Source organism: Mesorhizobium sp. 113-1-2 (assembly GCF_016756475.1).
Taxonomy (GTDB): domain Bacteria; phylum Pseudomonadota; class Alphaproteobacteria; order Rhizobiales; family Rhizobiaceae; genus Mesorhizobium; species Mesorhizobium loti_C.
On the sequence record NZ_AP023242.1, the window covers coordinates 4,483,306 to 4,508,949 of the forward strand.

Below are 25,644 nucleotides of genomic sequence, written 5' to 3' on the forward strand. Positions count from 1 at the left end.
TTTTCCGGACTGGGAGAATGTGATTCAACCGGCTAGAGCGGGTCGCACTGAAGCGGATTCATGCGATACGCTTCAGGTCCTTGTTTTCATGCATGTCGCTTTGCCAAAACCGAAGTCACATTTGGGCGACATGCACTAGGGGCGGGTGTCGGAACGTCGGACTTCACGAGCAGGGGGCATATGGCCAAGGAAGCGCGCGGCGATTTCTATCCGGTACCGATCGTCGACCAGAACACGCGACCGGGCGCGGTCACCCGGCTCATCATCTTCATCGTCGTTCTGACGGGCGCGGCCATCGTCTTCGGCCTGTTCCGAGAGCGCCTCGGCGACCCGTTCCTGCTCGGCATGCTGGGCGTGCTGGCGATGATCGGCGTCGGCTTCCTGTTCGCGACCGCGATCGGCTTCGTCCAGGTCACGCCGCGTTCGACGGGGGATGAATTGTCGAAGGCTTTCGTCGATTCGATGGCGCAAGGCCTGCTCGTCACCGACACCAAGGGCCGTGTCGTCTACGCCAACCGGGCCTATGCCGATATGACCGGAGCGTCCTCGGCCGCCGACCTCAAGACGGTCGAGGGGCTGCTTTCGGATGTTCCCGAGGCCTCGGTGACCATTTACCGGCTGGCCTCCGGCCTGCGTGATGGCCAGCCGGGCGACGGCGAGTTTAGGCTGGCGCAATCGATCCGGCCCGGCGCCGAACCCGGCGCCCGCTGGTACAGGGCGCGCGCCCGCACCTTCAGCGTTCCGGGGCAGCGGCTGCCGATGCTGGCCTGGCAACTCGCCGACATTTCGCAGGAACGGGCCGAGCAGGAGCGTTTCTTCCTCGATCTGCAGAAAGCCATCGATCACCTCGACCACGCCCCGGCCGGCTTCTTTTCCGCCGACCAGGACGGCCGCGTCACCTACATCAACGCCACGCTCGCGGAATGGCTGGGCATCGATCTCGCTAGTTTCACGCCCGGCGCCGTGACCTTGCCGGATATCGTTGCCGGTGACGGCATGGCGCTGGTGCGCTCGGTCAAGGCCGACCCTGGCACAACGCGCAACGCGGTCATCGATCTCGACCTGACGACGATGTCGGGGCAAGCGTTGCCAGTGCGCTTCATGCATCGCGTTTCGGCCAGCCGAGAAGGTATCGGCGGCCCGACGCGCACGATCGTGCTCAACCGCACGCAGGGCGAGGATGCGTCGGCCGATCTGCGCGCCTCGGAAGTGCGCTTCACCCGCTTCTTCAATTCGACGCCGATGGCGATCGCCGGCGTCGATGCCAGCGGGCGCATCCTGCGCACCAACGCGCCCTTCCTGTCGCTGTTTGCCTCGGTCGTCGACCGGGACGCCGTGGATCGCCGCGTGCGGCTCGACACGGTGATCCATGAGCGTGAGCGGCCGGCCTTTGCCGCAGCATTCGAGAAGGCCCGGCAGCGGCAGGCCGACATCGAGCCGATCGACACCGTATTGCCCGGCAACGAAGACCGGCACATCCGTTTCTACGTCAACGCCGTCGCCGACGGTACCGGCGGCGAGGGTGCCGAGGAATCGGCCATCGTCTACGCCGTCGAGACGACCGAGCAGAAGGCGCTCGAAGGGCAGATGGCGCAAAGCCAGAAGATGCAGGCGGTCGGCCAACTCGCCGGCGGCATCGCCCACGACTTCAACAATGTGCTGACCGCCATCATCATGGCGTCGGACCTGCTTTTGACCAATCACCGGCCGTCGGATCCGTCCTTCCCCGACATCATGAACATCAAGCAGAATGCCAACCGCGCGGCTTCGCTGGTCAGGCAGTTGCTGGCCTTTTCGCGCAAGCAGACGCTGCGGCCGGAAGTGCTGAACCTCACCGACGTGCTCGCCGATCTCAGGATGCTGCTTGCCCGCCTGGTCGGCAACGACATCAAGCTGAAGATCGACCACGGCCGCGACCTGTGGCCGGTCAAGGTCGATATCGGCCAGTTCGAGCAGGTGGTGGTCAATCTGGCGGTCAACGCGCGCGACGCGATGCCTGCCGGCGGTGATCTCACCGTGCGCACCCGCAACGTCACCGCCGAGGAGTGCAAGACCTTCCCCTATCGCGAACTCGCCGTGGCCGACTATGTCGTGGTCGAGGTCGAGGACACCGGCAGCGGCATCGCGCCTGATGTACTGAAGAAGATCTTCGAGCCGTTCTTCACCACCAAGGAGGTCGGCAAGGGCACGGGCCTTGGCCTGTCCATGGTCTACGGCATCATCAAGCAGACCGGCGGCTTCATTTTCTGCGATTCCGAAGTCGGCAAGGGATCGACCTTCCGCATCTTCCTGCCGCGTCACATCGCGGAAGCGAAGAAGGCAGCCGAACCCGGGGACGCGCCGAGCGCTGTGCCGGTCAAACCGGTCGACAGCACCAAGGACCTGTCGGGGTCAGCCACGGTGCTGCTGGTCGAGGACGAGGATGCCGTGCGCATGGGTGGCATGCGGGCGCTGACCTCGCGTGGCTATACGGTGCATGAGGCGTCCTCGGGCGTCGAGGCGCTGGAAGTCTTCGAAGCCCTGGGCGGCAAGGTCGACATCGTCGTTTCGGACGTGGTGATGCCTGAGATGGACGGGCCGACCCTGCTTGGCGAGTTGCGCAAGCGCCAGCCGGATATCAAGTTCGTGTTCGTCTCCGGCTATGCCGAGGACGCCTTCGCCAGGAACCTGCCGGCCGACGCGCATTTCGGCTTCCTGCCGAAGCCGTTTTCGCTCAAGCAATTGGCGACGATCGTCAAGGATATGCTGGAGTCCTAATTTAGCTTTCTTCGATGGTCCGCCTTGCGCAGCGCCCCGACAACGCCATGATTGCGGGTGAAACGGCAAGCGGGCTTGGGGGAGCAGCGGTTGACGCCACATATCGAAGCAGCCAAGGGTGACTACGCCGATACGGTGCTGTTGCCGGGTGACCCGCAGCGCGCCGAATGGATGGCGCGGACATTTCTGGAGGCGCCACGCTGCGTCAATCGCCGGCGCGGCGCGCTCGGCTTTACCGGCCTTTATCGCGGTCAGCCCATCAGCATTCAGGCGACGGGCATCGGTGTTTCATCGTTCCTGATCTATGCTCATGAATTGCTTGACTATTATGGCGCCCGAACATTGATCCGAACCGGTACCTGCGGCGGCCTGAGCGCCGAGGCCAAGCTGCGCGGCCTGGTGATCTCGCAATCGGCACGGCCGGAAAACACCGACAGCGGTCAGGTCTTTGGCCTTTACCAAGCCGATGCCGGCCCGGATCCGGGCCTGCTCGCTTGTGCACTGGCCAAGGCAGCCGAACTCGGCATCGACCACCACGCCGGCCTGACAGTCTGCACCGACATATTCTACCATCCTGAGGTGCGCGCTCGCTACGCCGAAGCAAGGGCGCTCGGAGCCCTGGCCGTGGATATGGAAACCAGTGCGCTCTACCGCATCGCGGCACATTTCGGCGCGAGGGCCCTGTCGCTGCTGACCGTCGTCGACAGTCTGGTTACCGGCGAACAGGCCGATTATTCCGAACGCCAGGCGCTTTTCGCCGATATGAGCCGGCTGGCACTCGAAATCGCGGCGGAAGGGCGCTAGAGCGTTTCACCGTTTCACGGAAACGGCGAACCGCTCTATCTCTTTGTTTTGACGCAATTCCCTAGGGAAAACCGCTCACACTTTTCCCGCAATTGCTCTAGGCGGCTTCCTGCTTCAGCGCCATCCGCTCGTCCATGCTGGGTCGGTGGCCGCGCAGATAGAGCGCGCAGGTGGTGCGCAGCATGGAGGCGAAATTGGGGATTTCGCCGTTGATCTCGATGGCTTCATCGTACAGCTTCGAGATGAATTTCGGCGTCGTCAAGTTCTGGCTTTCGGCGATTTCGTCCAGCAAGGCCCAGAACGTCGCCTCGAGCTGGATGCTGGTCGAATGTCCGTCGATGCGAATCGACCGGTTGATCTGGCGATAGCCTTCCGGATCCTGTGCGGCAAACACTCTGCACATCGTAACCTCCCGTTTTTGTTGGTCTTGGGCGTCGACGGGGCCATCGGCGCCTTTGATCACTGCCTGCGATTTCATCTTCGACCGGACGGTCGACGACGGCAATCGGACTTTCGTCCTTAGATGGGACGACCATTTCCGATCTTATACGTGGTAATCGGCTGCCACCACCTTTCTTCGCTGGCGCGCATAATCATCCTCCATAGCGCGAGACCTGCGGAGTTTGATTTGGCAAAGGCGATCCACACCATGATCCGGGTTCTCGACGAGGCCCGGTCCATCGATTTCTACAGCAAGGCGTTCAGCCTGGAGATCGCCCAAAGGCTGGATTTCGAGACTTTTACGCTGATCTATCTCAGCAATGCCGACACACCTTTCGAAGTCGAGTTGACCGTCAACAAGGGTCGGCAGGAGCCTTATGCGCTTGGCGACGGCTATGGCCATCTCGCGGTCTCGGTCGCCGATCTCGACAGCGAACACGATCGCCTCGGCGCGCTCGGCCTCAATCCGAAGAAGATCGTCGAGTTCAACCGCGACGGTTCGCTCATCGCCCGCTTTTTCTTCATCGAGGATCCTGACGGCTACAAGATCGAGGTTCTGCAGCGTGGGGGACGTTTTCAATAGGGGACAACCGGCCGCGCGGACCAGCGCGGCGCCAGCAACGGCACCCCAAGGGTGCGAACAGCAAGCAGGGAGGAACAAATGGTCACGATCTATGAGAGGAAGCCCGGCCTGTCACGGCGCGAGCTTCTCAAACGCGGTGGAGCGGGCGCATTGCTCGTCATTTCGGGCAGCGCCATCATCAGCCCAGAGCACGCCTGGGGGCTGGAGACCTCGGCGCTGAAGCCTGAGACGATGGCGACGCTGATCCAACTGGCGCGCGACATCTATCCGCACGACCAGGTGCCGGACAAATATTACGCCATCGCCGTCAAAAGCCATGACGAGACAGCCGCCAAGGATCCTGCCCACAAGGAGCTGATCGAGAAGGGCATTGCCGAACTCGACAAGAAGGCCGGCAAGAGTGGTTATCGCGGGCTCGGCTGGGAAGAGCAGCGTGTGGCGTTGCTCACCGAGATCGAGAAGACGCCTTTCTTCCAGGCGGTGCGCGGCGGCCTCGTCGTCAGCCTCTACAACCAGAAAGAGGTGTGGCCGATCTTCGGTTACGAGGGCGAGTCCTATTCCAAGGGCGGCTACATCGCGCGCGGTTTCAACGACATCGAGTGGCTCTGAGCCGCTCTGTCCGCAACCGCTTTTCGACCGATCTCATGGGAGGAAACCATGGCAGCACAATTTGATCTCAAGAACGATGGCGTGGTCGTCATCATCGGCTCCGGTGCCGGCGGCGGCACGCTCGGCAACGAACTGGCGCAGAAGGGTATAGACGTCGTCATACTCGAGGCGGGCGCCCGCCACGAATATGAGGACTTCATCAATGACGAGTGGGATTCGTTCGCCCAGCTCGCCTGGAAGGACAAGCGCACCACATCCGGCGACTGGCGGGTCGCCAAGGATTTCCCGAATCTGCCGGCCTGGATCGTCAAGTCGGTTGGCGGCTCGACCACGCACTGGGCCGGCGCTTCGCTGCGTTTCCAGGAGCACGAGTTCAAGGCGGCAACGACCTACGGTAAGGTGAAGGGCGCAAACCTTCTCGACTGGCCAGTGACACTTGCCGAAATGGAGCCCTATTACGCAAAGGCGGAAGCCAAGATGGGCGTGACCGGCACCAATGACTGGCCGAGATTGCCCGGCAACAACAATTTCAAGGTGTTGAAGGCCGGCGCCGACAAGCTCGGCTACAAGGAATGTCACACCGGCAACATGGCCATCAACTCGGTCGAGCGCGACGACCGCAATTCCTGCCAGCAGACCGGATTCTGCTTCCAGGGCTGCAAATGGGGCGCCAAATGGTCGACGCTCTACACCGAGATCCCGAAGGGCGAGGCGACAGGCCATCTCGAAGTCCGGCCGGACGCCATGGTGATCAAGATCAACCACGACGCCAGCGGCAAGGTGACCGGCGTCGTCTATGCCGACAAGGACGGCAAGCTGCAGGAGCAGAAGGCCCGCATCGTCGCGGTGGCCGGCAATTCGATCGAGAGCCCGCGCCTGCTGCTCAATTCGCAATCAGCCAAGTTCCCGCATGGCCTCGCGAATTCGTCGGGGCAGGTGGGCAAGAACTACATGCGGCATACCACCGGTTCGGTCTACGCGATCTTCGACAAGCCTGTGCATATGTATCGCGGCACCACCATGGCCGGCATCATTCGCGACGAGGCGCGGCATGACCCGTCGCGCGGCTTCGTCGGTGGCTATGAGTTCGAGACGCTGTCGCTTGGCCTGCCGTTCATGGCCGCTTTCCTCAATCCGGGCGGTTGGGGGCGCTCCTTCACCACCGCGCTCGACCATTACGACCACATGGCCGGCCTGTGGATCGTCGGCGAGGACATGCCGCGCGAGGAGAACTGCATCACGCTGCATGCCGACGAGAAGGACGAGCACGGCATGCCGATCGCCGACGTGCATTTCGACGACCATCCGAACGACACGGCGATGCGCAACCATGCCTACAAGCAGGCCACAGCACTTTACGACGCGGTCGGCGCGACGCGCACCTTCCCGACGCCGCCCTATCCCTCGACCCACAATCTCGGCACCAACCGGATGAGCGAGAAGGCGGAGGACGGCGTCGTCAACAAGCATGGCCAGACGCACGACATCAAGAACCTGTTCGTGTCGGATGGCAGCCAGTTCACGACGGGCGCCGCCGAAAACCCGACCTTGACCATCGTGTCGCTGGCGATCCGCCAGGCCGACTACATCGCCGCGCAGATGTCGGCCAAAACCATCTGACCTCCCGGCTGCCTGCTGGCGCGGGACCCAAACGGGTTCCGCGCCTTTTTTATGCTGGCCGCCTCAGGCGCCTACCGGCTGTCCATCCCTGCGGCGGATGGCGACGACCGACGGCCGCGGCGGCTGGCCGTCCTTGAAATCGGGCCACAGCGACTGTGCCTTGTCGAGCGTTTCGGCATCCTCGGAGGGATGCTGGACCGAGAGGAACAGCGTCGTGCCATCCGGCGTGAAGCAAGGGCCGGTCGCCTCCGCGCCATGCGGGCAGGTGAACAGCAGCTTCGGCAGGCCGCGCGCTGCGCCTTCCGTGTCGACGCCATAGACGCCGTCCGGCAGGTCGAAATCATTGGCGCCGTCGGTCGCCACCCATAGCCGTCCGGCCGGATCGAAGGTGATGTTGTCGGGGCAGACGAACCAGCCATTGTCCGACGTGTCGGGGTGGAAGGTTGCACCGACTTTCGCATCCTTGGGATTGCCGCAGAGCACGAACAGGTCCCAGGCGTATTTGTCGGCGGTGTGGTCGGCGTCGCTGCCGCGGCCACCCGGCGGGATCAGCTCGACAATGTGGCCCCAGAGGTTTTCGGGCCGCGTGTTGGCCGGATTGACCTTGGATTCGTCGCGCTTCTTGTTCTTGGTCATGACGGCGTAGACGCGGCCGGTGACCGGATTGGTCTCGATGTCCTCCGGCCGGTCCATCGGGGTTGCGCCCAGCGCGTCGGCGGCGAGGCGCGTTTTCAGCAGTACCTCAGCCTGATCGGCAAAGCCGTTCTCGGCGGTGAGCTTGCCCTGGCCGTGAACCAGCGGCAGCCAGGTCATGGAACCATCGGCGTCGTAACGGGCAACCGAGAGCACGCCGTCGTCCAGGAGGCCGTTGCTGGAAGCCGGGTTCGCCTTGTCGTAAGCCTTGTTCGAGACGTAGCGGTACATGTATTCGAAATAATCGTCGTCGCCCATGTTAGACGACGACGCGGCCGTCCTTGTTGAGGACGACGGTCGACGCCTCATGCGACATGCGGCCAAGGGCCGTGCGCTTCACCGGCTTCGACTTGGGGTCGTAAGGGTCGATCTCGACCACCCAGTCGAAGCGGTTCGGTTCGTTCGGCTCTTTGTCGATGTTGAAGCGGTCATGGAAACGGCCACGGCCATAGATGTCGGAGCCATCAAAGCCGTAGCGCTCGAGAATGTCCGCGGTCGGCGCCTTTTTCGGGTCGCCACCGAACAGGTCGGAAACGCCTTCCTCGCAGGTCAGAACGGTGCCCCAGGGCGTAAAACCGCCGCTGCAATTGTAGCTGGTGCCGAGCACCTTCGTGCCGGTCGCGTCAGCGGACGTCTTGAGCAGCGCATGGCCGGCCACCGGTCCGGAAACAGTCATCTCGGTGTTGGCGGTGATGCGGCGGTTGAGCGGGCTGTCCTCTACGGTTTGCCACTTGCCGTCCTTGAGCATGATTTCGACGATCGAATGGCCCATCGCCGCCAGGCCGAGATCGACCTGTTCCTTGTTCATCGTCTTGCCGGCGTTGTCCTCGGTCATGCCGGGGAACATCACATTGGGTGAGATGTACTCGTTGTTGACGCAGAGCAGGCCATGGTCGGAGTTCACCGAACCCTTGGGCAGCGGCAGGAAGGCGATGTAGTCGCAATTATAGCCGAAGCGCTTGTCCTGTTCGTCGGCCGAGACTTTGTTGCCGTCGAAGTCCGGCAGGCCGGCGACAAGCGGATCACCCCAGCGTGCGACGATCGTTGTCTCATAGCCCTCGGCGGCGGCGTGGGTCTTGTCGTAGACGCGCTTCAGCTCGGGAAAGCCGAGTGTGGAAAGTGCCGCAGCCGCATGTGTTTCGCCGGCAAACAACGAGCCGACAAAGCTGCCGCCGGCGATCAACGCACCGGAAGCGAGGCTGCCCTTCAGCAGGGACCGGCGCGAAACGCGCTCGGCGATGATGTCGCGAATGACAGGGGAGGATGAAGACGGGAAGTCGGCCATGTGTCTGCCTCTCGATGTGGATGGGTGACGGCGCACCGCTGCCTACCCAGCTTCGGCAACATCCAGATGACATGGGAAGGCGGACACGGCTTGCGGGCCGTGTGGAGGCCGCACCGTTGCCGGGGAAGGCCTACGGATTGCCTCCGCGCGTGCAGGTCGAGGCGGTGAAGGCGCCGTCAGGTTGCTTCATGATGATGTCGAAGGAGGGCGGGCTCTGGCCATCCAGCGTCGCCTGGGTCATCGACAGCGAGTTGCCGCCGGCGGTGTAGCCGCCGAGCGGTCCCAGCCAGGAGATCTCGCCGTTTGCATTCATCTGATAGTTGTAGGCCTGCTGGGCGGATCCGAAGGTGACAGGGCCTGTATAGACGTTACCCTTGATGGTGATGTCGCCAAGATTGAGGAACATGCCGAGCAGGTAGACTTCGCAGTGATACGTGCCGTCGGGCATCTTGCCGTCGCTGAAGTCGGCCCGGGCGCCGCCGGTCGCCGCCGCCAGAAGCACTATGCCGACAAAAATGCGTGAAATCAGGGATGCCATGACGTCGCTCGGTTGAGCAGCGAGCTTGCCCCATTTTTGCGCTGTGCCGCAATATTTGTTGTCCGCGGCATGCGCTCGCGGGTCAAAATATAGGCATTTGGCGAAATTGGGCGAAAATTAGGCAGATGCCTTCTCCGCTGCGCAAATTTCCCTCAACCAATTTTTAACCAGCTCTCTTTCGTTTGTTCAGTCTAATATAATAACACGCTGATAATGTTTGTCTATTTGCCGATTTTCAATATCCCGGCGGCGGTTGGCATGCGGGTTGCATTGTATTGTTGCGGTGCAATCAACCAGCTTGGGAGTCTTCCGCATGAGGGGTAATTTCTCGACAATAACAAAAATGTTTTCGGCGAGCGTGGTTGCCGCCGGCCTGCTGATGTCGGCTCCCGCCAGGGCGGCCGACGACACGATCAAGGTCGGCATCCTCCATTCGCTGTCGGGGACCATGGCGATTTCGGAGACGACGCTGAAGGACGCCATGCTGATGCTCATCGATGAGCAGAACGCCAAGGGCGGCCTGCTCGGCAAGAAGCTCGAAGCCGTCGTCGTCGACCCAGCCTCCAACTGGCCGCTGTTCGCCGAAAAGGCACGCGAGCTGATTTCGAAGGATAAGGTCGCGGCTGTGTTCGGCTGCTGGACCTCGGTGTCGCGCAAATCGGTGCTGCCGGTGTTCTCCGAACTCGACAACATCCTGTTCTATCCCGTCCAGTATGAGGGCGAGGAAAGCGAACGCAACGTGTTCTACACCGGTGCCGCGCCCAACCAGCAGGCGATTCCGGCCGTCGACTATCTGATGAGCAAGGATGGCGGCTCGGTGAAGCGCTGGGTGCTGGAAGGCACCGACTACGTCTATCCGCGCACCACCAACAAGATCCTGGAAGCCTATCTGAAGTCCAAGGGCGTCGCGGCTGAAGACATCATGACCAACTACACGCCATTCGGTTTCTCCGACTGGCAGACCGAAGTCTCGGCGATCAAGAAGTTCGGCTCAGCTGGCAAGAAGACCGCCGTCGTCTCGACCGTCAACGGCGACGCCAACGTGCCGTTCTACAAGGAACTCGGCAACCAGGGCATCAAGGCCGAGGACATCCCGGTCATGGCATTCTCGGTCGGCGAGGAAGAGCTTGCCGGTCTCGACACCAAGCCGCTGGTCGGCCATCTCGCCGCCTGGAACTATTTCGAGAGCGTCAACACGCCTGAGAACAAGAAGTTCATCGCCGACTGGCACAAGTTCATCAAGAACAACAAGCGCACCACCAACGATCCGATGGAAGCCCATTATATCGGCTTCAATATGTGGGTGAAGGCGGTCCAGAAGGCCGGCACCACCGATCCGGACAAGGTCATCGATGCCATGATTGGCGTTTCGGTGCCGAACCTGACCGGCGGCTATTCGACGATGATGCCGAACCACCACATCACCAAGCCGGTTCTGATCGGTGAAATCCAGGCCAATGGCCAGTTCGAAACGGTTTCGAAGACACCTGGCCTGGTGATGGGCGACGAATGGTCCGACTACCTGCCGGATTCCAAGGACCTGATCTCCGATTGGCGCAAGCCTTTGTCCTGCGGCAACTTCAACGTTGCCACCGGCAAGTGCGGCGGCAAGGGAACGAACTGATCCTCCCAGGGCTGACTTAGTCAGACCGCGCGCGTCCGGACGGTTTCCTCCGCTGTCCGGACGCTCAATTCAACCTTAAAGGGTCGCCTAAAGCCCATGAGTCTGCTCCGCACGATTGGCCTGATGCTGTTGTTCCTGCTGGCGACGCTGTCGTCTTCGGGCGCTGCGGAAGCCGATCTGCGTGCCATCATCGCCAAATTCGCGACAGTGACCGACTTTTCCGAGACGGGAGCTGTCGTTCAAGAGTTGACAGCCACGGGCGATCCGGCTGTCGAACGGCCGCTTGCTGCATTGGCGGACGGCAATCTTTACATCCGCACGGCCGACTCGATGGTGTTTGTCGGTAAGGAAGGCGACGAAAACGTGCAGCTTTTTGACCCGCTGAGCGGCGAGGCAGCGGGCGAGGCCTCCGAAGACGACATAACCAAGATCACTGTCAACAACACGCTGCGCCGCGCCATCCGTGATGCATTGGGCACGTTGACGCTTGGGTCCAAGGATCCGACCGTCCGCATCGCCGCCGCCGACACTATGTTCAAGACACCTGATGCCGCCAATATCGAGCCGCTCGACGCAGCGATCGCCGGTGAAACCGTGGCGAGCGTCAAAGCCTTGCTGGAGCAGGCGCGTGCCGCGTCCATACTTGTGTCAGACAAGCCCGATGCAGACAAGTTGGTGGCCGTCGCGCTGATCGGCGCGCGCGGCGACCGTGACGCGGTTTCGCTGCTCACCTCGGTCGAGGCCAACGCTTCGGGCGCGGTGAAGGACGCCGCGACGGCCGCGATCGCCAACATCAATTCGACGCTCGCGTTCTGGGATGCCGGACAGAACATCTGGTACGGCATTTCACTGGGCTCGGTGCTGCTGCTCGCCGCGATCGGGCTTGCCATCACCTTCGGCGTCATGGGCGTCATCAACATGGCGCATGGCGAGATGGTCATGCTCGGCGCCTACACCACCTTCGTCGTCCAGCAGGTGATCCGCACGTCCTTTCCCGGCCTGTTCGACTGGTCGCTGGTGATCGCGCTGCCGCTGGCCTTTCTGGTCGCCGCGCTCGTCGGTCTGGCCATAGAGCGCGGCGTCATCCGCTTCCTCTACGGCCGGCCGCTGGAGACGCTGCTGGCGACCTGGGGCGTCTCGCTGATCCTGCAGCAGGCCGTGCGCTCGATCTTCGGGCCGACCAACCAGGAGGTCGGCAACCCCTCCTGGATGTCGGGTTCGTTCGATATCGGCCAACTGGCCATCACCTGGAACCGTCTGTGGATCCTGGTCTTCGCGCTCACAGTGTTCGGCGTGCTGCTCTACGTTATGAAACGGACGCCTTGGGGCCTGCAGATGCGCGCCGTCACCGCCAACCGCCGGATGGCCGCATCAATGGGCATCAGGACACCGTGGGTTGACGCGCTGACCTTCGCGCTCGGATCCGGCATTGCCGGCATTGCCGGCGTCGCGCTCAGTCAGATCGACAATGTCTCGCCCAATCTCGGCCGGGGCTACATCATCGACAGTTTCATGGTCGTCGTCTTCGGCGGCGTCGGCAATCTCTGGGGCACGCTGGTCGGCGCCTTTTCGTTGGGCATCGTCAACAAGTTCCTCGAGCCCTATGCTGGCGCCGTGCTCGGCAAGATCGTCGTGCTGGTGCTGATCATCCTGTTCATCCAGAAGCGCCCGCGCGGCCTGTTCGCGCTCAAGGGCAGGGCGGTGGAAGCATGATCACGGGACGCTTCTTCGCTGCCGGCGCGGACCGCCGCATCGCCATCACCATCTTCATCCTGCTGGCGGTGGCCATCCTCGTGCCGCTGCTCAATCTGGCGGTATCGCCGACCAGCGCTTTCTACGTCCCGGCCTATATCGTCGCGCTGACCGGCAAGTATCTCTGCTATGCGCTGCTGGCGCTTTCGCTCGACCTGGTCTGGGGCTATTGCGGCATCCTCTCGCTCGGCCATGGCGCCTTCTTCGCGCTCGGCGGCTATGCGATGGGCATGTACCTGATGCGCCAGATCGGCTCGCGCGGCGTCTATGGCAACCCGATCCTGCCGGACTTCATGGTGTTCCTGAACTACAAGGAATTGCCCTGGTTCTGGTACGGCTTCGACCATTTCTGGTTTGCCGCGATCATGGTGCTCGCCGTGCCCGGCCTGCTCGCTTTCGTCTTCGGCTGGTTCGCCTTCCGCAGCCGCGTCACCGGCGTCTATCTCTCGATCATCACCCAGGCGATGACCTATGCACTGCTGCTCGCCTTCTTCCGCAACGACATGGGCTTCGGCGGCAACAACGGCCTGACCGATTTCAAGGATATTCTGGGCTTCAACGTGCAGGCCGACGCAACCCGTTCGGCCCTGTTTGCGGCGAGCGCGGTGATGCTGGCGCTTGCCGTGTTCATCACCTGGGCGATCGTTGGCTCCAAATACGGCAAGCTCTTGATGGCGGTGCGGGATGCCGAGAGCCGCACGCGCTTCCTCGGCTGGCGAGCGGAGAACGTAAAACTGTTCGCCTTCACCGTGTCGGCCGTGATGGCCGGCATTGCCGGCGCGCTCTACGTGCCGCAGGTCGGCATCATCAATCCCGGCGAGTTCGAGCCGTCCAATTCGATCGAGGTGGTGATCTGGGCGGCCGTCGGCGGGCGCGGCACCATTGTCGGGCCGATCATCGGTGCGCTGCTGGTCAACGCAGGCAAATCCTGGTTCACCGGCGTGCTGCCGGAATTGTGGCTGTTTGCGCTGGGCGGCCTGTTCGTGGCGGTCACGCTGCTTCTGCCGAAGGGCATCATCGGCATGTGGGACAGCTGGCGCGGCAATGCGAAGGCGCTGCGTGCGGCCTCCGTCGCTGAAGAGGCCGGTACCAAGGTTGCCGTGGCGTCCGCGACCTCGAAGCCTGCTCGCTCCCCGGCTAGAAATCCAGGCGAGTGGTCGTGGTCCGAGCCCGAACCGCAGGCGGCGGAGTAAGGGCCATGAGCAAGTCGAACACCATCCTCTATCTCGACGGCGTCTCGGTCTCCTTCGACGGCTTTCGCGCCATCAATAATCTGTCGCTGGTGCTCGACAAGGGCGAGATGCGCGCCATCATCGGGCCCAACGGCGCCGGCAAGACGACGATGATGGACATCGTCACCGGCAAGACGCGGCCCGACGAGGGCGAAGTGTTCTTCGACGGCCAGGTCGATCTCACCAGGCATGACGAGGCCGAGATCGCGATGATGGGAATCGGCCGCAAATTCCAGAAGCCGACGGTCTTCGAAAGTCACACGATCGAGGAAAACCTGATGCTGGCGCTGAAGGGGCCGCGTTCGATCTTCCCGGCGCTGTTCCACCGCCGCTCGGCGGCCGAGGCGCGGCAGATCGACGACATTCTCGGTATCATCCGGCTGGGCGACAAGCGCCATGAGCTCGCGGCCAATCTCAGCCACGGCCAAAAACAGTGGCTGGAGATCGGCATGCTGTTGGCGCAGGACCCGAAGCTGCTTCTGGTCGACGAGCCGGTGGCCGGCATGACCGATGCCGAGACCGAGGAGACCGCGCGGCTGCTCAAGGACATTGCGCGCGACCATTCGGTCATCGTCGTCGAGCACGACATGCATTTCGTGCGCGAACTCGGCGTCAAGGTCACTTGCCTGCACGAGGGCTCGGTGCTGTCGGAAGGCACGCTCGATTTCGTCTCGGCCGACGAGCGCGTCGTCGAAGTCTATCTGGGGAGATGAGCATGGTCTGGCGGGTGCATTTCCATCACTTCGATCTGGCCTTCCTGCGGTTCTGGAGAAGGCGCTGACATGCTCGAAGTTTCAAACGCCACGCTCCATTACGGCGCCGCCCAGGCGCTGCGCGGCGTTTCGCTGAAGGCGGGCGCCGGCAAGATCACCTGCGTGCTCGGCCGCAACGGCGTCGGCAAGACCAGTTTGATGAGATCGATCGTTGGCCACCACCGGCTGACGAGCGGAAGCGTTGCCTTCGAGGGGAAGGCGCTCGACCGGAGCGCGGCGTATGACCGCGCCCGGTCGGGCATCGCATTCGTACCGCAGGGCAGGGAGATCTTTCCCCTGCTCACGGTGCGCGAAAACCTGGAATCCGGCTTTGCGCCGTTGAAGCGTGCCGACCGCAATGTGCCGACGCATGTCTTCGAATTGTTCCCGGTGCTGAAGCAGATGCTCGGCCGTCGAGGCGGCGATCTTTCCGGTGGCCAGCAGCAGCAACTGGCCATCGGCCGGGCGCTGGTGATGCGGCCGAAGCTGTTGGTGCTCGACGAGCCGACGGAAGGCATCCAGCCATCGATTATCAAGGATATAGGCCGTGCCATCCGTTACCTGCGCGACCAGGCCGGCATTGCGGTGCTGCTGGTCGAACAATATCTCGACTTCTGCCGCGAACTCGCCGACGAGGTCAACATCATGGACAGGGGCCAGATCGTCCATACTGGCCCGGCGGAAGATTTAGACCGGGCCGATGTACGCAAGTTCCTTACCGTCTAGAATCGGTATTGAACTTCGGCTGACGATCCAAAGTCCCTGGCAAGTCCAATATTTCTTCCATCCCGCGATCTGCATCTCTGGCGCGCCAGAGGCTGCATGCTAGTCTTTTGTTGGCTTTGTGAGTCGGCCGCTTCCGTATCAGTCTGGTTATCGCAGATCGAGGGCGCGGCGAAGGCCGGGCAAGTTCCACGCAAGCAAGGCTTCCTAGCTTCCCTCCTGCGATCTGTCGTTCAAACGCGTTTGGGCACACAGGCTAAGGGACAGCCATGGAACGTTACGTCGAGGATTATCAGAAGCGGCGGCTTACCGAACGCGTCGACATCATCGCCGCCATCAACATCTTGCGGTCACAGGGCTGCGAATACGACGATCTGATCGAGGAGATCACCAAGGTCTTCTATGTCGATCTCGATACCTTCAATGAAATCGTCATGGCGGCCTAAAGCGCGTCGCATCTGAACGGCTTCATGCGACGCGCTTTAGGTCCTTGTTTCATGCATGTCGTTCTCCCAAACCGGGGCCAATTTTTCGGCGACATGCATTAGAGCCGCTTTCGCCTATCCAGCGTCATAGGCTCGGAATCAGCTCGCGCGCCGGAACGGAGAGGCGGTGACGCGGTTGCGGCCGCCGCGCTTGGCGTCGTAGAGCGCCTTGTCGGCGGCGCTGAGCACCTTGTCGAAGCTGAGGCCCTCTTTGCTGCCAAACGCAAAGCCGGCACTGACCGTGCACCTCAGGGATCCCGCCTCGGTTTCTATCAGGCGCGTCGCGAAGGCGGTGCGGATGCGCTCTGCAGCGTCCTCGACCGTCTCCGGCAGGGTGCGCTTCAACACCAGTGCGAATTCCTCGCCGCCCATGCGTGCGGCAACATCGGTCTGGCGAAGGTTGCCGGCGAGTTCGCTGGCAAACACCTTCAGCACCTCGTCGCCCGCCGCGTGGCCGAATTCGTCGTTGATGGCTTTGAAATTGTCGAGGTCGAAGACAACCACCGCGGTGAAGGCGCCGACCGGGACATTGCCGTGCATGTCAAACAGTGCGCGCCGGTTGAGCAAGCCGGTCAAGGGATCGGTCAGCGCATTGCGTCGGTGGTGCCTGGCCAGACGCCCCTGATTGAGAGCAAGCGACAGGGCGCCAATACCCGTCATGCTGGCTATAACGATGATGAGGCTCAGTTCTTCGGCCCAGTTGCTTGGTGCATGTCCGAGAACCAGCTTGCCGTCCCATGCCAAAACCCCCGCGCATAGCATGAAGGAAATGGCGGTGGCCGAGTAGAGCGTGGTGATGCCGATCGTCAGGGCAGGGGCTTCGTCGCGGCCTCTCCAATATTCAATCGCCGTCGCGAACAGCAGCAAGGCGGCGAACAGGTTCTCAAACATGAAGCCGAGGCCGTCGTAGCCGAGAGCCATGGCAGGCAGCGCCACCGCCAGCGAGGCGCAACCCCAGAGCGCCCGCGGCAACGGCGAGCCACCGGTTCTGAACTGGTAGGCGGCACCCAGCATGGTCGAGAAACCGAGCAGCAACAGGGCAAGGGTGGCGATGCCGAGCAGGCGCCCGGGCATGTCGATATAGGCGTCATAGACGAAGATGTCGCCGACCACGAACACCAGGCTGATCGCCCATGTCAGCAGGAATTTTTCCGTGCGGGCGGTCAGCCACATGCCGAACAATGTCAGGCTCAGGCAAGCGGCGGAGAAACCAACAGCCAGCAGAAGTGAAGTATAGTCGAGCGACATGCCCCTCTTTCCCTGCCGGCGGCGGCTCCAGTTCTGCGGCTTGGCGTCGTCGCATTCATGCAGCAAGGAAGTGTCGATAAGGTTACGATCGCGGCGAAGATGCCGCGAATAGGCGCTTTGCTACGCGCAAAACGCTTAGATGATGCGCTTACGGGCTCGTCAGCCGGCTACCCGTTTCATCAGCGCCATCGCCCCGAAGGGCGCGCGCACCTTGCCCTCGGTGATGAAGTAGACGAAGACGTCGCGCGGCTGCACCGGTGCGTCGGTGGCGGGATCGGCGCGCCGCAAATCGGCCGGCTGCTTGCCTTCCGCCCAGGTCTTTACCCGCGCCGCCCATTCATCGAGCCCCTTCGGCGTATAGCAGTCGGGATTGTCGTCCGAGCCGGTCTGCAAGCGGGCGTAAATGAAATCGGCGGTGACATCGGCGATATCAGGATATTTGGCATGGTCGGCATAGACGATCGCCGCCTTGTATTTGCGGGCAAGTGCCGCGAATTCCGGCACGATGAAACTGTCGTTGCGCACTTCAAGCGCGTGGCGCAGCGCGACCCCATCCTGCTTTTCCGGCAGCAGTTTCAAAAAGGCTTCGAAATCGTCCGGGTCGAATTTCTTTGTCGGCGCGAACTGCCACAGGATCGGGCCGAGCTTGTCGCCGAGCGCGGCAACGCCGGAACCGAGGAAGCGCATCATCGATTCACCGGCCTCGCCCAGCACACGGCGGTTGGTGACGAAGCGGTTGCCCTTGAGCGAATAGACGAAACCGTCCGGCGCTTCGCTTGCCCATTTGACGAAGGTCGGCTCCTTGAAGCTGGAGTAATAGGTGCCGTTGACCTCGATGCTCGGCACCTGCCGGCTGGCATATTGCAGCTGCTTGGCCTTGGACAGCTTGTCCGGATAGAAGGACGTGTCCCAGGGCTCGAAGGTCCAGCCGCCCATGCCTGAGCGGATTGTTCCCGATTTGCTCACTGTCTTTCTCCCTGTCGCTTTGATGTGTGCGGTCATATCATGAGGATCAAGAAAACCGGGCAAACCCGCTCTTATCCGTTGGCAAACCACTAGAACCATTCAGTACACGCATTGCCATCGGCCCCAGGTTCTGCATGCCGGTGACCTTCGAGGCATCGAGCTTGTCCCCGACGACAATGAGGAAACCGCCCGGGGCGTGATTGCCAGGTCTTAATCCCGGCGGCTTGGCTTCAACGCGTCCAAGTCTGGATGAGCACACCGCGCCTGGGCACAGGCCAGCGCGATAATGCACCAGGAGATCAGGCAATTCGGCCGCGCGCGCGCCGGCATGCTGTCGAGCCGCCCTGTCGATCATCGTGATCACCGGCTGGCCGGTCTGGTCTGCCCTCAGTTCCATCAGGAGGGATTCAACCTGATCGAGCAGTCTTGATCGCTCGACCTCAATGCCACCATCCTTGAAGACCACGGATGGATTGATGCGAAGAGCTGCGCAGTTCTCGTTGTAAGGCAGCATTTCGCAAAGCGGCCACCAGCGCCGGTCCCTGGCTTTCACGACATGGCGCACAAACCGCGTCCAATGCGACTCACCGAGGATGCGGTTCATACGGTCGACAATTTCCGGCATCAGGTGAGCAAGCGTAGCGTTCGGCCGCATTTCCGTCGTCGAGAACACTACGATCTCAGTGTCTGGGCCGGTTGAGGCCACGAGATCGCCAATCGCGCGATCAATGTCGCCAAGAATCATGTCGATCGGGGCGCCGAGCCGACTGTTGCGGGCCGGGTCGAACTTCGGGTCCGCCCCGTCGACGAGATCCCAAAGCGCATGGCTGGCGCAGTGCGCCTCCTTGAACCCGACGATGAACAGATCCCAGGACTCGCTGCCGAGATAGTGCAGGGCGGCGGCATGTTTGCTGGCGACTGCAAGGCGCAGATTGGCCACAACCGCTGTAGCCTCGGTGTCGTTCAATCGGCCTTCATGGTCACATCTGCTCGGCGGCGCGGCGCCGAAGCGCGTGACCACGTCACCGGCAAGCGCTGCCGGATAGCTTTTGGGCTCGCGGAAATAGCGCCCATGGACAAGCCAGTCTGCAAGATGGATGCCATTGAACTGTCGCGGGAGGCGGCATTTTGGAATGTCGAAGACGCCTATCCTGAGTTCCGGCGCCGTTTCCCAGAAGGTTTCGCGGTCGATTTCATCGGTGCAAACCATGCCGAACTGGCCGCTGCGCAGCCGTTGCTCATAGTGATAGCGACCGTGTTCACCCATGCCGGCCGCGTATTGGAACGAGGCCCACAGCGCGTCGTCCGTCGCGCCCGCATGTGCGGTGAGATATTTGACCCTGCCTCGTGCCCGCAACGCGGCGAGACTGGGCAGCATACCGTCCCGACTCGCCCTGTCGAGCAAGGCTCCATCCGCCCCGTCGAGCGCGATCATGAGAATCCGTGCGGTCACGCGGTTCCCTCTGGGAGCACGATCCAACGATCGAACGTCCAGCCACCCATGCCGGAGCGGATATTCCTATGATTGCTCATTGTCGCCCTCCCAATTGTCAACAAGCGATCACGAAGCAGGGTTTTTGTCGACCGCCTTCGCCATGTCGACGAGCGTCCAGCCTGGCCGGTAGGGATTGGGCCGACGACCCGTTTCGCGATAGCCGTAAGCGAGATAGAGCGCGATGTTTCGTTCCATTTTCGCATTGGTGTAGAGCCGTGTCTCCGGCAGGCCCCACAGGCGTGTCTGTTGATCCGCGTGATTGAGCAGCTTTATGCCGAAACCCTTGCCCTGGAAGGCGGGCGACACCGCAACGGAGAAGATCATCGCGTGATCCACATGTCGCTCCAGCGTCAGCACGCCGGCAAGTTCGCCGCCGCTCTCCAGCAGCCAGACCTCGCCGCCCGCGATGCGCGGCGCATAGTCATCGGTCACCGGAATCGGCGGCGCGTCGAGTATGGCGTTGTAGGGCGCATAAGCAGCCGTGGTCAGCGAGACGACAGCCTGGAGGTCACCGACCACCGCTTTTCTAATGGTCATTCAAAGCCCTCCGGCGGACGCCAAGCGGGTCCGACCATCACTCCGCCGCTTCGCGCTTGCCTCCGGGGCGCCGCTCCAGCAGCTCCTTGAGGAACTGGCCGGTGTAGCTGCGCTTTTCGCGCACGATCGCTTCCGGCGTGCCTTGGGCGACCAGTTCGCCGCCGCCGTCACCGCCTTCGGGGCCGAGGTCGAGCACCCAGTCGGCGGTCTTGATCACTTCAAGATTGTGCTCGATGACCACCACCGTGTTGCCCTGGTCGACCAGTTCATGCAGCACTTCCAACAGCTTGGCGACGTCGTGGAAATGCAGGCCGGTGGTCGGCTCGTCGAGGATGTAGAGCGTCTTGCCGGTCGCCTTGCGCGACAGTTCCTTGGCGAGTTTGATGCGCTGTGCCTCGCCGCCGGACAGCGTCGTCGCCTGCTGGCCGATATGGATGTAGCCGAGGCCGACCTGTTTCAGCGTGTCGAGCTTGTCGCGCACGCCAGGCACGGCGGCGAAGAAATCGACGCCTTCCTCGACCGTCATGTCGAGCACGTCGGCGATCGACTTGCCCTTGAACAGCACGTCAAGTGTTTCGCGGTTGTAACGCTTGCCGTGGCAGACGTCGCAAGTGACGTAGACGTCGGGCAGGAAGTGCATCTCGATCTTGATGACGCCGTCGCCCTGGCAGGCCTCGCAGCGGCCGCCCTTGACGTTGAAGGAGAAACGCCCCGGCTGGTAGCCGCGCGCCTTGGCTTCGGGCAAGCCGGCGAACCAGTCGCGGATCGGCGTGAAGGCGCCGGTGTAGGTGGCGGGGTTCGAACGCGGTGTGCGGCCGATCGGCGACTGGTCGATGTCGATGACCTTGTCGAGGAATTCCAGGCCCTCGATGCGGTCATGTTCGGCCGGATGTTCGCGCGACCCCATAATGCGGCGCGAGGCCGCCTTGAACAGCGTCTCGATCAGGAAGGTCGACTTGCCGCCGCCCGACACGCCGGTGACGGCTGTGAAGGTGCCGAGCGGGATTTCGGCGGTGACGTTCTTCAGATTGTTGCCGCGCGCGCCGACGATCTTCAGGCGCCGGTTCTTTTTTGCCTCACGCCGCACGCCTGGTGTCGCCACTTCAAGCGCGCCCGACAGATATTTGCCGGTGATCGAATTGGGGTTGGCCATCACCTGCTGCGGCGTGCCCTGGGCGATGATCTCGCCGCCATGGATGCCGGCGGCCGGACCCATGTCGACGACATAGTCGGCATGCAGGATGGCGTCCTCGTCATGTTCGACGACGATCACCGTGTTGCCGATGTCGCGCAGGTGCTTCAGCGTATCGAGCAGGCGCGCATTGTCGCGCTGATGGAGACCGATCGACGGCTCGTCCAGCACGTAGAGCACGCCGGTCAGGCCGGAGCCGATCTGCGACGCCAGCCGAATGCGCTGGCTTTCGCCGCCCGACAGCGTGCCGGAATTGCGCGACAGGGTCAGGTAGTCGAGGCCGACATCGTTGAGGAAGCGCAGGCGCTCGCGGATTTCCTTCAGCACCCTGACCGCGATCTCGTTCTGCTTGTCGTTGAGCTGGGCGGGCAGGTCGGTGAACCACTGGTCGGCCTTGCGGATCGACTGTTCGGTCACTTCGCCGATGTGTTTGCCGCCGATCTTCACCGCCAGCGCCTCAGGCTTCAACCGGTAGCCTTTGCAGACCGGGCAGGGCGTCGCCGACATGAAGCGCTCGATCTCCTCGCGCATCCAGGCGGATTCGGTTTCCTTCCAGCGCCGTTCGAGATTGGGGATGACGCCCTCAAAAGTCTTGGTCGTCTTGTAGGAGCGCAGCCCGTCATCATACTGGAAGGTGACTTCGCGCTCGCCGGTGCCGCGCAGGATCGCGTCCTGGGCCTCGGTGCTCAAATCCTTGAACTTGTCGCCGAGCTTGAAGTTGTAGGCCTTACCCAGTGCCTCGAGTGTCTGCACGTAATAGGGCGAGGTCGATTTCGCCCACGGGCTGACGGCGCCGTCGCGCAACGACACGTTCTCGTCGGGCACGACGAGATTGGGATCGATGGCGCGCTGACTGCCGAGACCGTCGCAGGTCGGGCAGGCGCCGAACGGGTTGTTGAACGAGAACAGCCGCGGCTCGATTTCGGGAATGGTGAAGCCAGAGACCGGGCAGGCGAATTTTTCGGAGAACAGGATGCGCTCATGTGTCTCGTTCTTCGACTTGTTGACCGAATCCTCGCCGGTCTGGCTGGAATCGAGCGGTCTGTCGGCGAACTCGGCCACCGCCAGGCCCTCGGCGAGCTTCAGCGCGGTTTCGATGGAGTCGGCGAGACGCGTGGCAAGATCGCCGCGCACGACGATGCGGTCGACGACGACGTCGATGTCGTGCTTGTACTTCTTGTCGAGCGCCGGAACATCGGCGATCTCATAGAAGACGCCATCGACCTTGACGCGCTGAAAACCCTTCTTCTGCAGTTCCAGCAGTTCCTTGCGGTACTCGCCCTTGCGGCCGCGCACGATCGGCGCCAGCAGGAACAGGCGCGTGCCTTCCTCCAGCGCCAGCACGCGGTCGACCATCTGGCTGACCGTCTGGCTCTCGATCGGCAGGCCGGTGGCCGGCGAATAGGGCACGCCGACACGGGCAAACAGCAGGCGCATATAGTCATAGATCTCGGTGACGGTGCCGACCGTCGAACGCGGATTCTTCGACGTGGTCTTCTGCTCGATCGAGATGGCAGGCGACAGGCCGTCGATCTGGTCGACGTCGGGCTTCTGCATCATTTCGAGGAATTGCCGGGCATAGGCCGACAGGCTCTCGACATAGCGACGCTGGCCTTCGGCATAGATGGTGTCGAAGGCGAGCGAGGATTTGCCGGAACCGGACAGGCCGGTCATGACGATCAAACTGTCACGCGGCAGGTCGAGATCGACATTCTTCAGATTGTGTTCGCGCGCCCCGCGAATGGAAAGGAATTTATGGTCGGCCATCGCCGGTCGCCGCCTCAGATCTGGAATTCGTGGGATTGGCGGGATTGTCCCGGCCATCCCCTATGTAGGTGTTTTTGCCGCCACGTCGAGAGACGCCACAATTCCCGACAGAAGTCGTTTAACCGCCTTTCGCGCGAAGGGGCAAGCAGAAAGAACAAAGGCCGAACACGCTCCTGACAAAGCTGTGTAAAAACCTGACTTGTACGTAACCTCCCAGCGATCACGTTTTTCGGTAACCGGCTATTGATGGTTGACGCGGCCGGCTCACGGGAGCAGTCTCCAAAAGTCAGCGAAGCCGGCCGTCTTTCGATGGCCTCGCCGCCCAAAGGCGGCCTGCGAGACGCCGCAGGCATTTGCGATTTGCGCTTCGCGACGGCAATGTCGCAACGGACACAGGAGCGGAGCATGACGCCACCGGACAGTCCCCAAGGGCTCCACGCCTCGTTGGAGCCGCGGCAGGCATAAGTGCCAGGGTTTAGCGTTTGCGCCACCCGACAAACCGTGACTTGCCGTATCCCCCAACAATCAGAGACTGCTAGTCGGATCGTCGGCTGACGCCGCGTGGCATCCGAAATCAAACGCCGGCAGTACACTCCCGGCAAAATATGGATTTGAGATCCAGAAAAGCCCCGTCCGTTTGCGCTAGGCACGGCGGGGCTGTTCTTTTGCAGCGAAGCGTCGCCAGAAATGGCGCTGGTTATCTCGGCGGCTTGATCCCGCCCGTGGCCATATCGACGGTGATGCTACCGGAAATCCTGACATCGGTATCGCCGATCTTGAACGTGCCGTTCCCGTCGCTGGGGAATGCGTTGTCGGGTTCGGGCTGGGGTGCCGGCTTGGCGATGCGATAATCGCCGCTCACGCCGGGCAGGGCGCCTTTCGGCGACTGGGAGGTACTGTCCCCGGCAAAAGCCCCGCCGGACGTCGCGGCGGTAATCGCAATGGCTGTCATCAGTCTGTTCAGGCGGTGGCGCATGGCACGACTATAGTGCCGCGCTCAATACGAAGCCAGACGGCGGCGGCGAAATGGGCGCGACGCCGTCAGCCTCCAATGTGGTGATCAGGCTTCAAGTTCTTCAAATTTCCATATTAGTCTAACGCAGGACGTGCTGGCTCGCCTGGTTGCCAGTTGCTAAAATCCATGTAGCAGCGAATGGATATACCTTGCATTCGCACGTCGCCGCCACGCGCCAGACATTCAAACCCGCCGGGAACATTAACTAGCAATAAAAATGCCAGGCATATTCCTGTTATAGCTAATATAGCGCGGAATGCTCGTTTGTTTGGATCGGTAGGCTTCGGCATTTATGCCTCTGTTCATAATTCAATGGATTCAATTGACGCCGAATTTATTGATAGGTGATGAAAATCATTTTCTTCATTTGGTACATCTGCATTTAATTGATGTGTGTGGATGCCGACCAAAATCTGCCTATGCCGCTTTCTTGCGCGTGTCGAAGACGTGATCGACAATGCCCCATGCCTGTGCTTCCCGGGCGGTCATGAAATGGTCTCGGTCCAGCGTGCGTTCGACCTCCTCATAGCTGCGGCCGCAATGCTGGGCATAGAGTTCGGCCATGCGCTGTTTGGTCTTGCCGATCCGTTCGGCATGGCGCTGGATATCGGAAGCCTGGCCCTGAAAGCCGCCGAGCGGCTGGTGCAAGAGGACGGTGGCGTTGGGCAGCGCGATGCGGCGCCCCGGCGTGCCCGCCATCAGCAGGAATGAGCCCATCGAGGCGGCAAATCCCATGCAGACGGTCGATACCGGGCAGCTGACATATTGCATCGTGTCGTAGATGGCGAAGCCGCTGGTCACCACGCCGCCCGGCGAGTTGATGTAGAGCGAGATCTCCTTGTCGGGATTGTCCGATTCCAGCGACAGGAGCTGCGCACAGACCAGCGCCGAGACGTCGTCGTTGATCTCGCCATTGATGAAGACGATGCGCTCGCGCAGCAGCCGCGAGAAAATGTCGAAGGCGCGTTCGCCGCGGCTCGATTGCTCGATCACCATCGGCACCAGACTGGCAAGACCGCTCATTTTTCGTCTCCGATTTCCAGGTTCAGGCTGCGCGCAGCAGAAGGCGCGGTGTGTTCGCGGCGATGGGTGTTCCGGCCCCGCGCAATCCGAGCGAAAGCCGGCAGCCGGCGCCCGCCATGGCGACGGCAGGCATCGCTTTCCCAGCAAAACCGTCATGGACAATGCGCAGATGCGTGCCGCCGGAAACGGTGCGGGCGAGTGTGAAGGTGACGACGCTGTCGAGCGGCTCCTGCCGCGTGGCATCGCGTGGCTGTTCGCGCCAGGAATAGCGCAGCAAGCGCTCGGGCTCGGCGTCTAGGATTTCGCATTCGATCGGGGCCTCCGGTCTCGCGAAGGCAAAACGGCTGCCGATTTCCGGCCTGATGTCGTTCGGCATCATCCAGGCGGCGAGCAATTCCGGCACGGTCAGCGCCCGCCACACCTTTTCCGGTGGTTCGGCGAGATCGTATTCGAACTCCAGCGCATCCGGAGCAGCTTCGCTTTGGGTGCTCATTGATCTCAAA

Annotated in this window: 23 protein-coding genes; 11 read left to right on the forward strand and 12 right to left on the reverse strand. The window is 62.1% G+C overall.

Annotation, left to right across the window (positions count from 1 at the left end; translation table 11 throughout):
• The first annotated feature begins 180 nt into the window (after window positions 1-180).
• Both cckA and JN279_RS21680 read left to right on the forward strand, forming a co-directional pair.
• Entirely contained in the window at window positions 181-2,757 is a 2,577-nt protein-coding gene (cckA, locus tag JN279_RS21675) for a cell cycle histidine kinase CckA (protein ID WP_096446417.1), read from the forward strand.
• Between the two features lie 90 nt (window positions 2,758-2,847).
• Window positions 2,848-3,561, forward strand: a complete 714-nt coding sequence (locus tag JN279_RS21680; RefSeq protein ID WP_096446415.1) for a purine-nucleoside phosphorylase — start codon at window positions 2,848-2,850, stop codon at window positions 3,559-3,561.
• Window positions 3,562-3,658: 97 nt separating this feature from the next.
• Here JN279_RS21680 and JN279_RS21685 read toward each other — a convergent pair whose 3' ends face one another.
• Complete coding sequence (locus JN279_RS21685) at window positions 3,659-3,964, reverse strand: ribbon-helix-helix domain-containing protein (RefSeq protein ID WP_096457344.1); 306 nt, start codon at window positions 3,962-3,964, stop codon at window positions 3,659-3,661.
• 225 nt (window positions 3,965-4,189) lie between these two features.
• Between JN279_RS21685 and JN279_RS21690 the strand changes: the two genes are divergently transcribed.
• The 3 genes from JN279_RS21690 to JN279_RS21700 all read left to right on the forward strand — a co-directional run bounded on the left by JN279_RS21690 (window position 4,190) and on the right by JN279_RS21700 (window position 6,814).
• Window positions 4,190-4,585, forward strand: coding sequence for a VOC family protein (locus tag JN279_RS21690; protein ID WP_095200076.1), 396 nt, complete (start codon window positions 4,190-4,192; stop codon window positions 4,583-4,585).
• Between the two features lie 78 nt (window positions 4,586-4,663).
• Window positions 4,664-5,194 carry a Twin-arginine translocation pathway signal gene (locus JN279_RS21695; protein ID WP_096446413.1) on the forward strand — a complete coding sequence of 177 codons (531 nt, stop codon included), beginning with the start codon at window positions 4,664-4,666 and terminating at the stop codon, window positions 5,192-5,194.
• A gap of 48 nt (window positions 5,195-5,242) precedes the next feature.
• On the forward strand, window positions 5,243-6,814 hold the full coding sequence (locus tag JN279_RS21700; protein ID WP_096446411.1) for a GMC family oxidoreductase: 1,572 nt from the start codon (window positions 5,243-5,245) through the stop codon (window positions 6,812-6,814).
• Window positions 6,815-6,877: 63 nt separating this feature from the next.
• Here the strand turns inward: JN279_RS21700 and JN279_RS38720 are convergent, their stop codons facing one another.
• From JN279_RS38720 to JN279_RS21710, 3 genes are all read right to left on the reverse strand, one after another.
• Window positions 6,878-7,765 carry a PhoX family protein gene (locus JN279_RS38720; protein ID WP_274608576.1) on the reverse strand — a complete coding sequence of 296 codons (888 nt, stop codon included), beginning with the start codon at window positions 7,763-7,765 and terminating at the stop codon, window positions 6,878-6,880.
• A gap of 1 nt (window position 7,766) precedes the next feature.
• Window positions 7,767-8,792 carry a PhoX family protein gene (locus tag JN279_RS38725; RefSeq protein WP_274608577.1) on the reverse strand — a complete coding sequence of 342 codons (1,026 nt, stop codon included), beginning with the start codon at window positions 8,790-8,792 and terminating at the stop codon, window positions 7,767-7,769.
• A gap of 130 nt (window positions 8,793-8,922) precedes the next feature.
• The gene (locus JN279_RS21710) at window positions 8,923-9,330 is read right to left on the reverse strand and encodes a hypothetical protein (protein ID WP_096446409.1); all 408 of its coding nucleotides are present in this window, start codon (window positions 9,328-9,330) and stop codon (window positions 8,923-8,925) included.
• 343 nt (window positions 9,331-9,673) lie between these two features.
• Between JN279_RS21710 and urtA the strand changes: the two genes are divergently transcribed.
• The 6 genes from urtA to JN279_RS21740 all read left to right on the forward strand — a co-directional run bounded on the left by urtA (window position 9,674) and on the right by JN279_RS21740 (window position 15,859).
• The gene (urtA, locus tag JN279_RS21715) at window positions 9,674-10,954 is read left to right on the forward strand and encodes an urea ABC transporter substrate-binding protein (RefSeq protein ID WP_244734746.1); all 1,281 of its coding nucleotides are present in this window, start codon (window positions 9,674-9,676) and stop codon (window positions 10,952-10,954) included.
• Window positions 10,955-11,050: 96 nt separating this feature from the next.
• Complete coding sequence (gene urtB / locus JN279_RS21720) at window positions 11,051-12,667, forward strand: urea ABC transporter permease subunit UrtB (RefSeq protein ID WP_096446405.1); 1,617 nt, start codon at window positions 11,051-11,053, stop codon at window positions 12,665-12,667.
• Entirely contained in the window at window positions 12,664-13,899 is a 1,236-nt protein-coding gene (urtC, locus tag JN279_RS21725; protein WP_202350200.1) for an urea ABC transporter permease subunit UrtC, read from the forward strand. Before urtB ends, urtC begins: the two co-directional genes overlap by 4 nt.
• Before the next feature lie 5 nt (window positions 13,900-13,904).
• A complete protein-coding gene (gene urtD / locus JN279_RS21730; RefSeq protein ID WP_095200084.1) occupies window positions 13,905-14,651 on the forward strand; it encodes an urea ABC transporter ATP-binding protein UrtD in 747 nt (248 codons plus the stop codon).
• Window positions 14,652-14,720: 69 nt separating this feature from the next.
• The gene (urtE, locus tag JN279_RS21735; protein WP_096446401.1) at window positions 14,721-15,416 is read left to right on the forward strand and encodes an urea ABC transporter ATP-binding subunit UrtE; all 696 of its coding nucleotides are present in this window, start codon (window positions 14,721-14,723) and stop codon (window positions 15,414-15,416) included.
• Between the two features lie 266 nt (window positions 15,417-15,682).
• On the forward strand, window positions 15,683-15,859 hold the full coding sequence (locus tag JN279_RS21740; RefSeq protein ID WP_010909636.1) for a hypothetical protein: 177 nt from the start codon (window positions 15,683-15,685) through the stop codon (window positions 15,857-15,859).
• A 138-nt stretch (window positions 15,860-15,997) separates the two neighbouring features.
• On the opposite strand, the gene JN279_RS21745 is transcribed toward JN279_RS21740, so the two are convergent.
• The 8 genes from JN279_RS21745 to JN279_RS21780 form a co-directional block, all read right to left on the reverse strand.
• Complete coding sequence (locus JN279_RS21745; protein WP_096446399.1) at window positions 15,998-17,146, reverse strand: GGDEF domain-containing protein; 1,149 nt, start codon at window positions 17,144-17,146, stop codon at window positions 15,998-16,000.
• Between the two features lie 159 nt (window positions 17,147-17,305).
• A complete protein-coding gene (locus JN279_RS21750) occupies window positions 17,306-18,112 on the reverse strand; it encodes a DUF72 domain-containing protein (protein WP_202350201.1) in 807 nt (268 codons plus the stop codon).
• A gap of 46 nt (window positions 18,113-18,158) precedes the next feature.
• Window positions 18,159-19,565, reverse strand: a complete 1,407-nt coding sequence (locus JN279_RS21755; RefSeq protein WP_202350202.1) for a hypothetical protein — start codon at window positions 19,563-19,565, stop codon at window positions 18,159-18,161.
• Between the two features lie 108 nt (window positions 19,566-19,673).
• Window positions 19,674-20,144 carry a GNAT family N-acetyltransferase gene (locus tag JN279_RS21760; protein WP_202350203.1) on the reverse strand — a complete coding sequence of 157 codons (471 nt, stop codon included), beginning with the start codon at window positions 20,142-20,144 and terminating at the stop codon, window positions 19,674-19,676.
• Window positions 20,145-20,181: 37 nt separating this feature from the next.
• The gene (gene uvrA / locus JN279_RS21765; protein ID WP_096446391.1) at window positions 20,182-23,103 is read right to left on the reverse strand and encodes an excinuclease ABC subunit UvrA; all 2,922 of its coding nucleotides are present in this window, start codon (window positions 23,101-23,103) and stop codon (window positions 20,182-20,184) included.
• Between the two features lie 697 nt (window positions 23,104-23,800).
• Window positions 23,801-24,055, reverse strand: coding sequence for a hypothetical protein (locus JN279_RS21770; protein ID WP_202353892.1), 255 nt, complete (start codon window positions 24,053-24,055; stop codon window positions 23,801-23,803).
• Window positions 24,056-24,535: 480 nt separating this feature from the next.
• Window positions 24,536-25,141: an ATP-dependent Clp protease proteolytic subunit gene (locus JN279_RS21775; protein ID WP_202350204.1), complete on the reverse strand. Its 606-nt coding sequence runs from the start codon at window positions 25,139-25,141 to the stop codon at window positions 24,536-24,538.
• A 22-nt stretch (window positions 25,142-25,163) separates the two neighbouring features.
• Window positions 25,164-25,634, reverse strand: a complete 471-nt coding sequence (locus tag JN279_RS21780) for an SRPBCC family protein (RefSeq protein WP_244734075.1) — start codon at window positions 25,632-25,634, stop codon at window positions 25,164-25,166.
• Window positions 25,635-25,644: the final 10 nt, after the last annotated feature.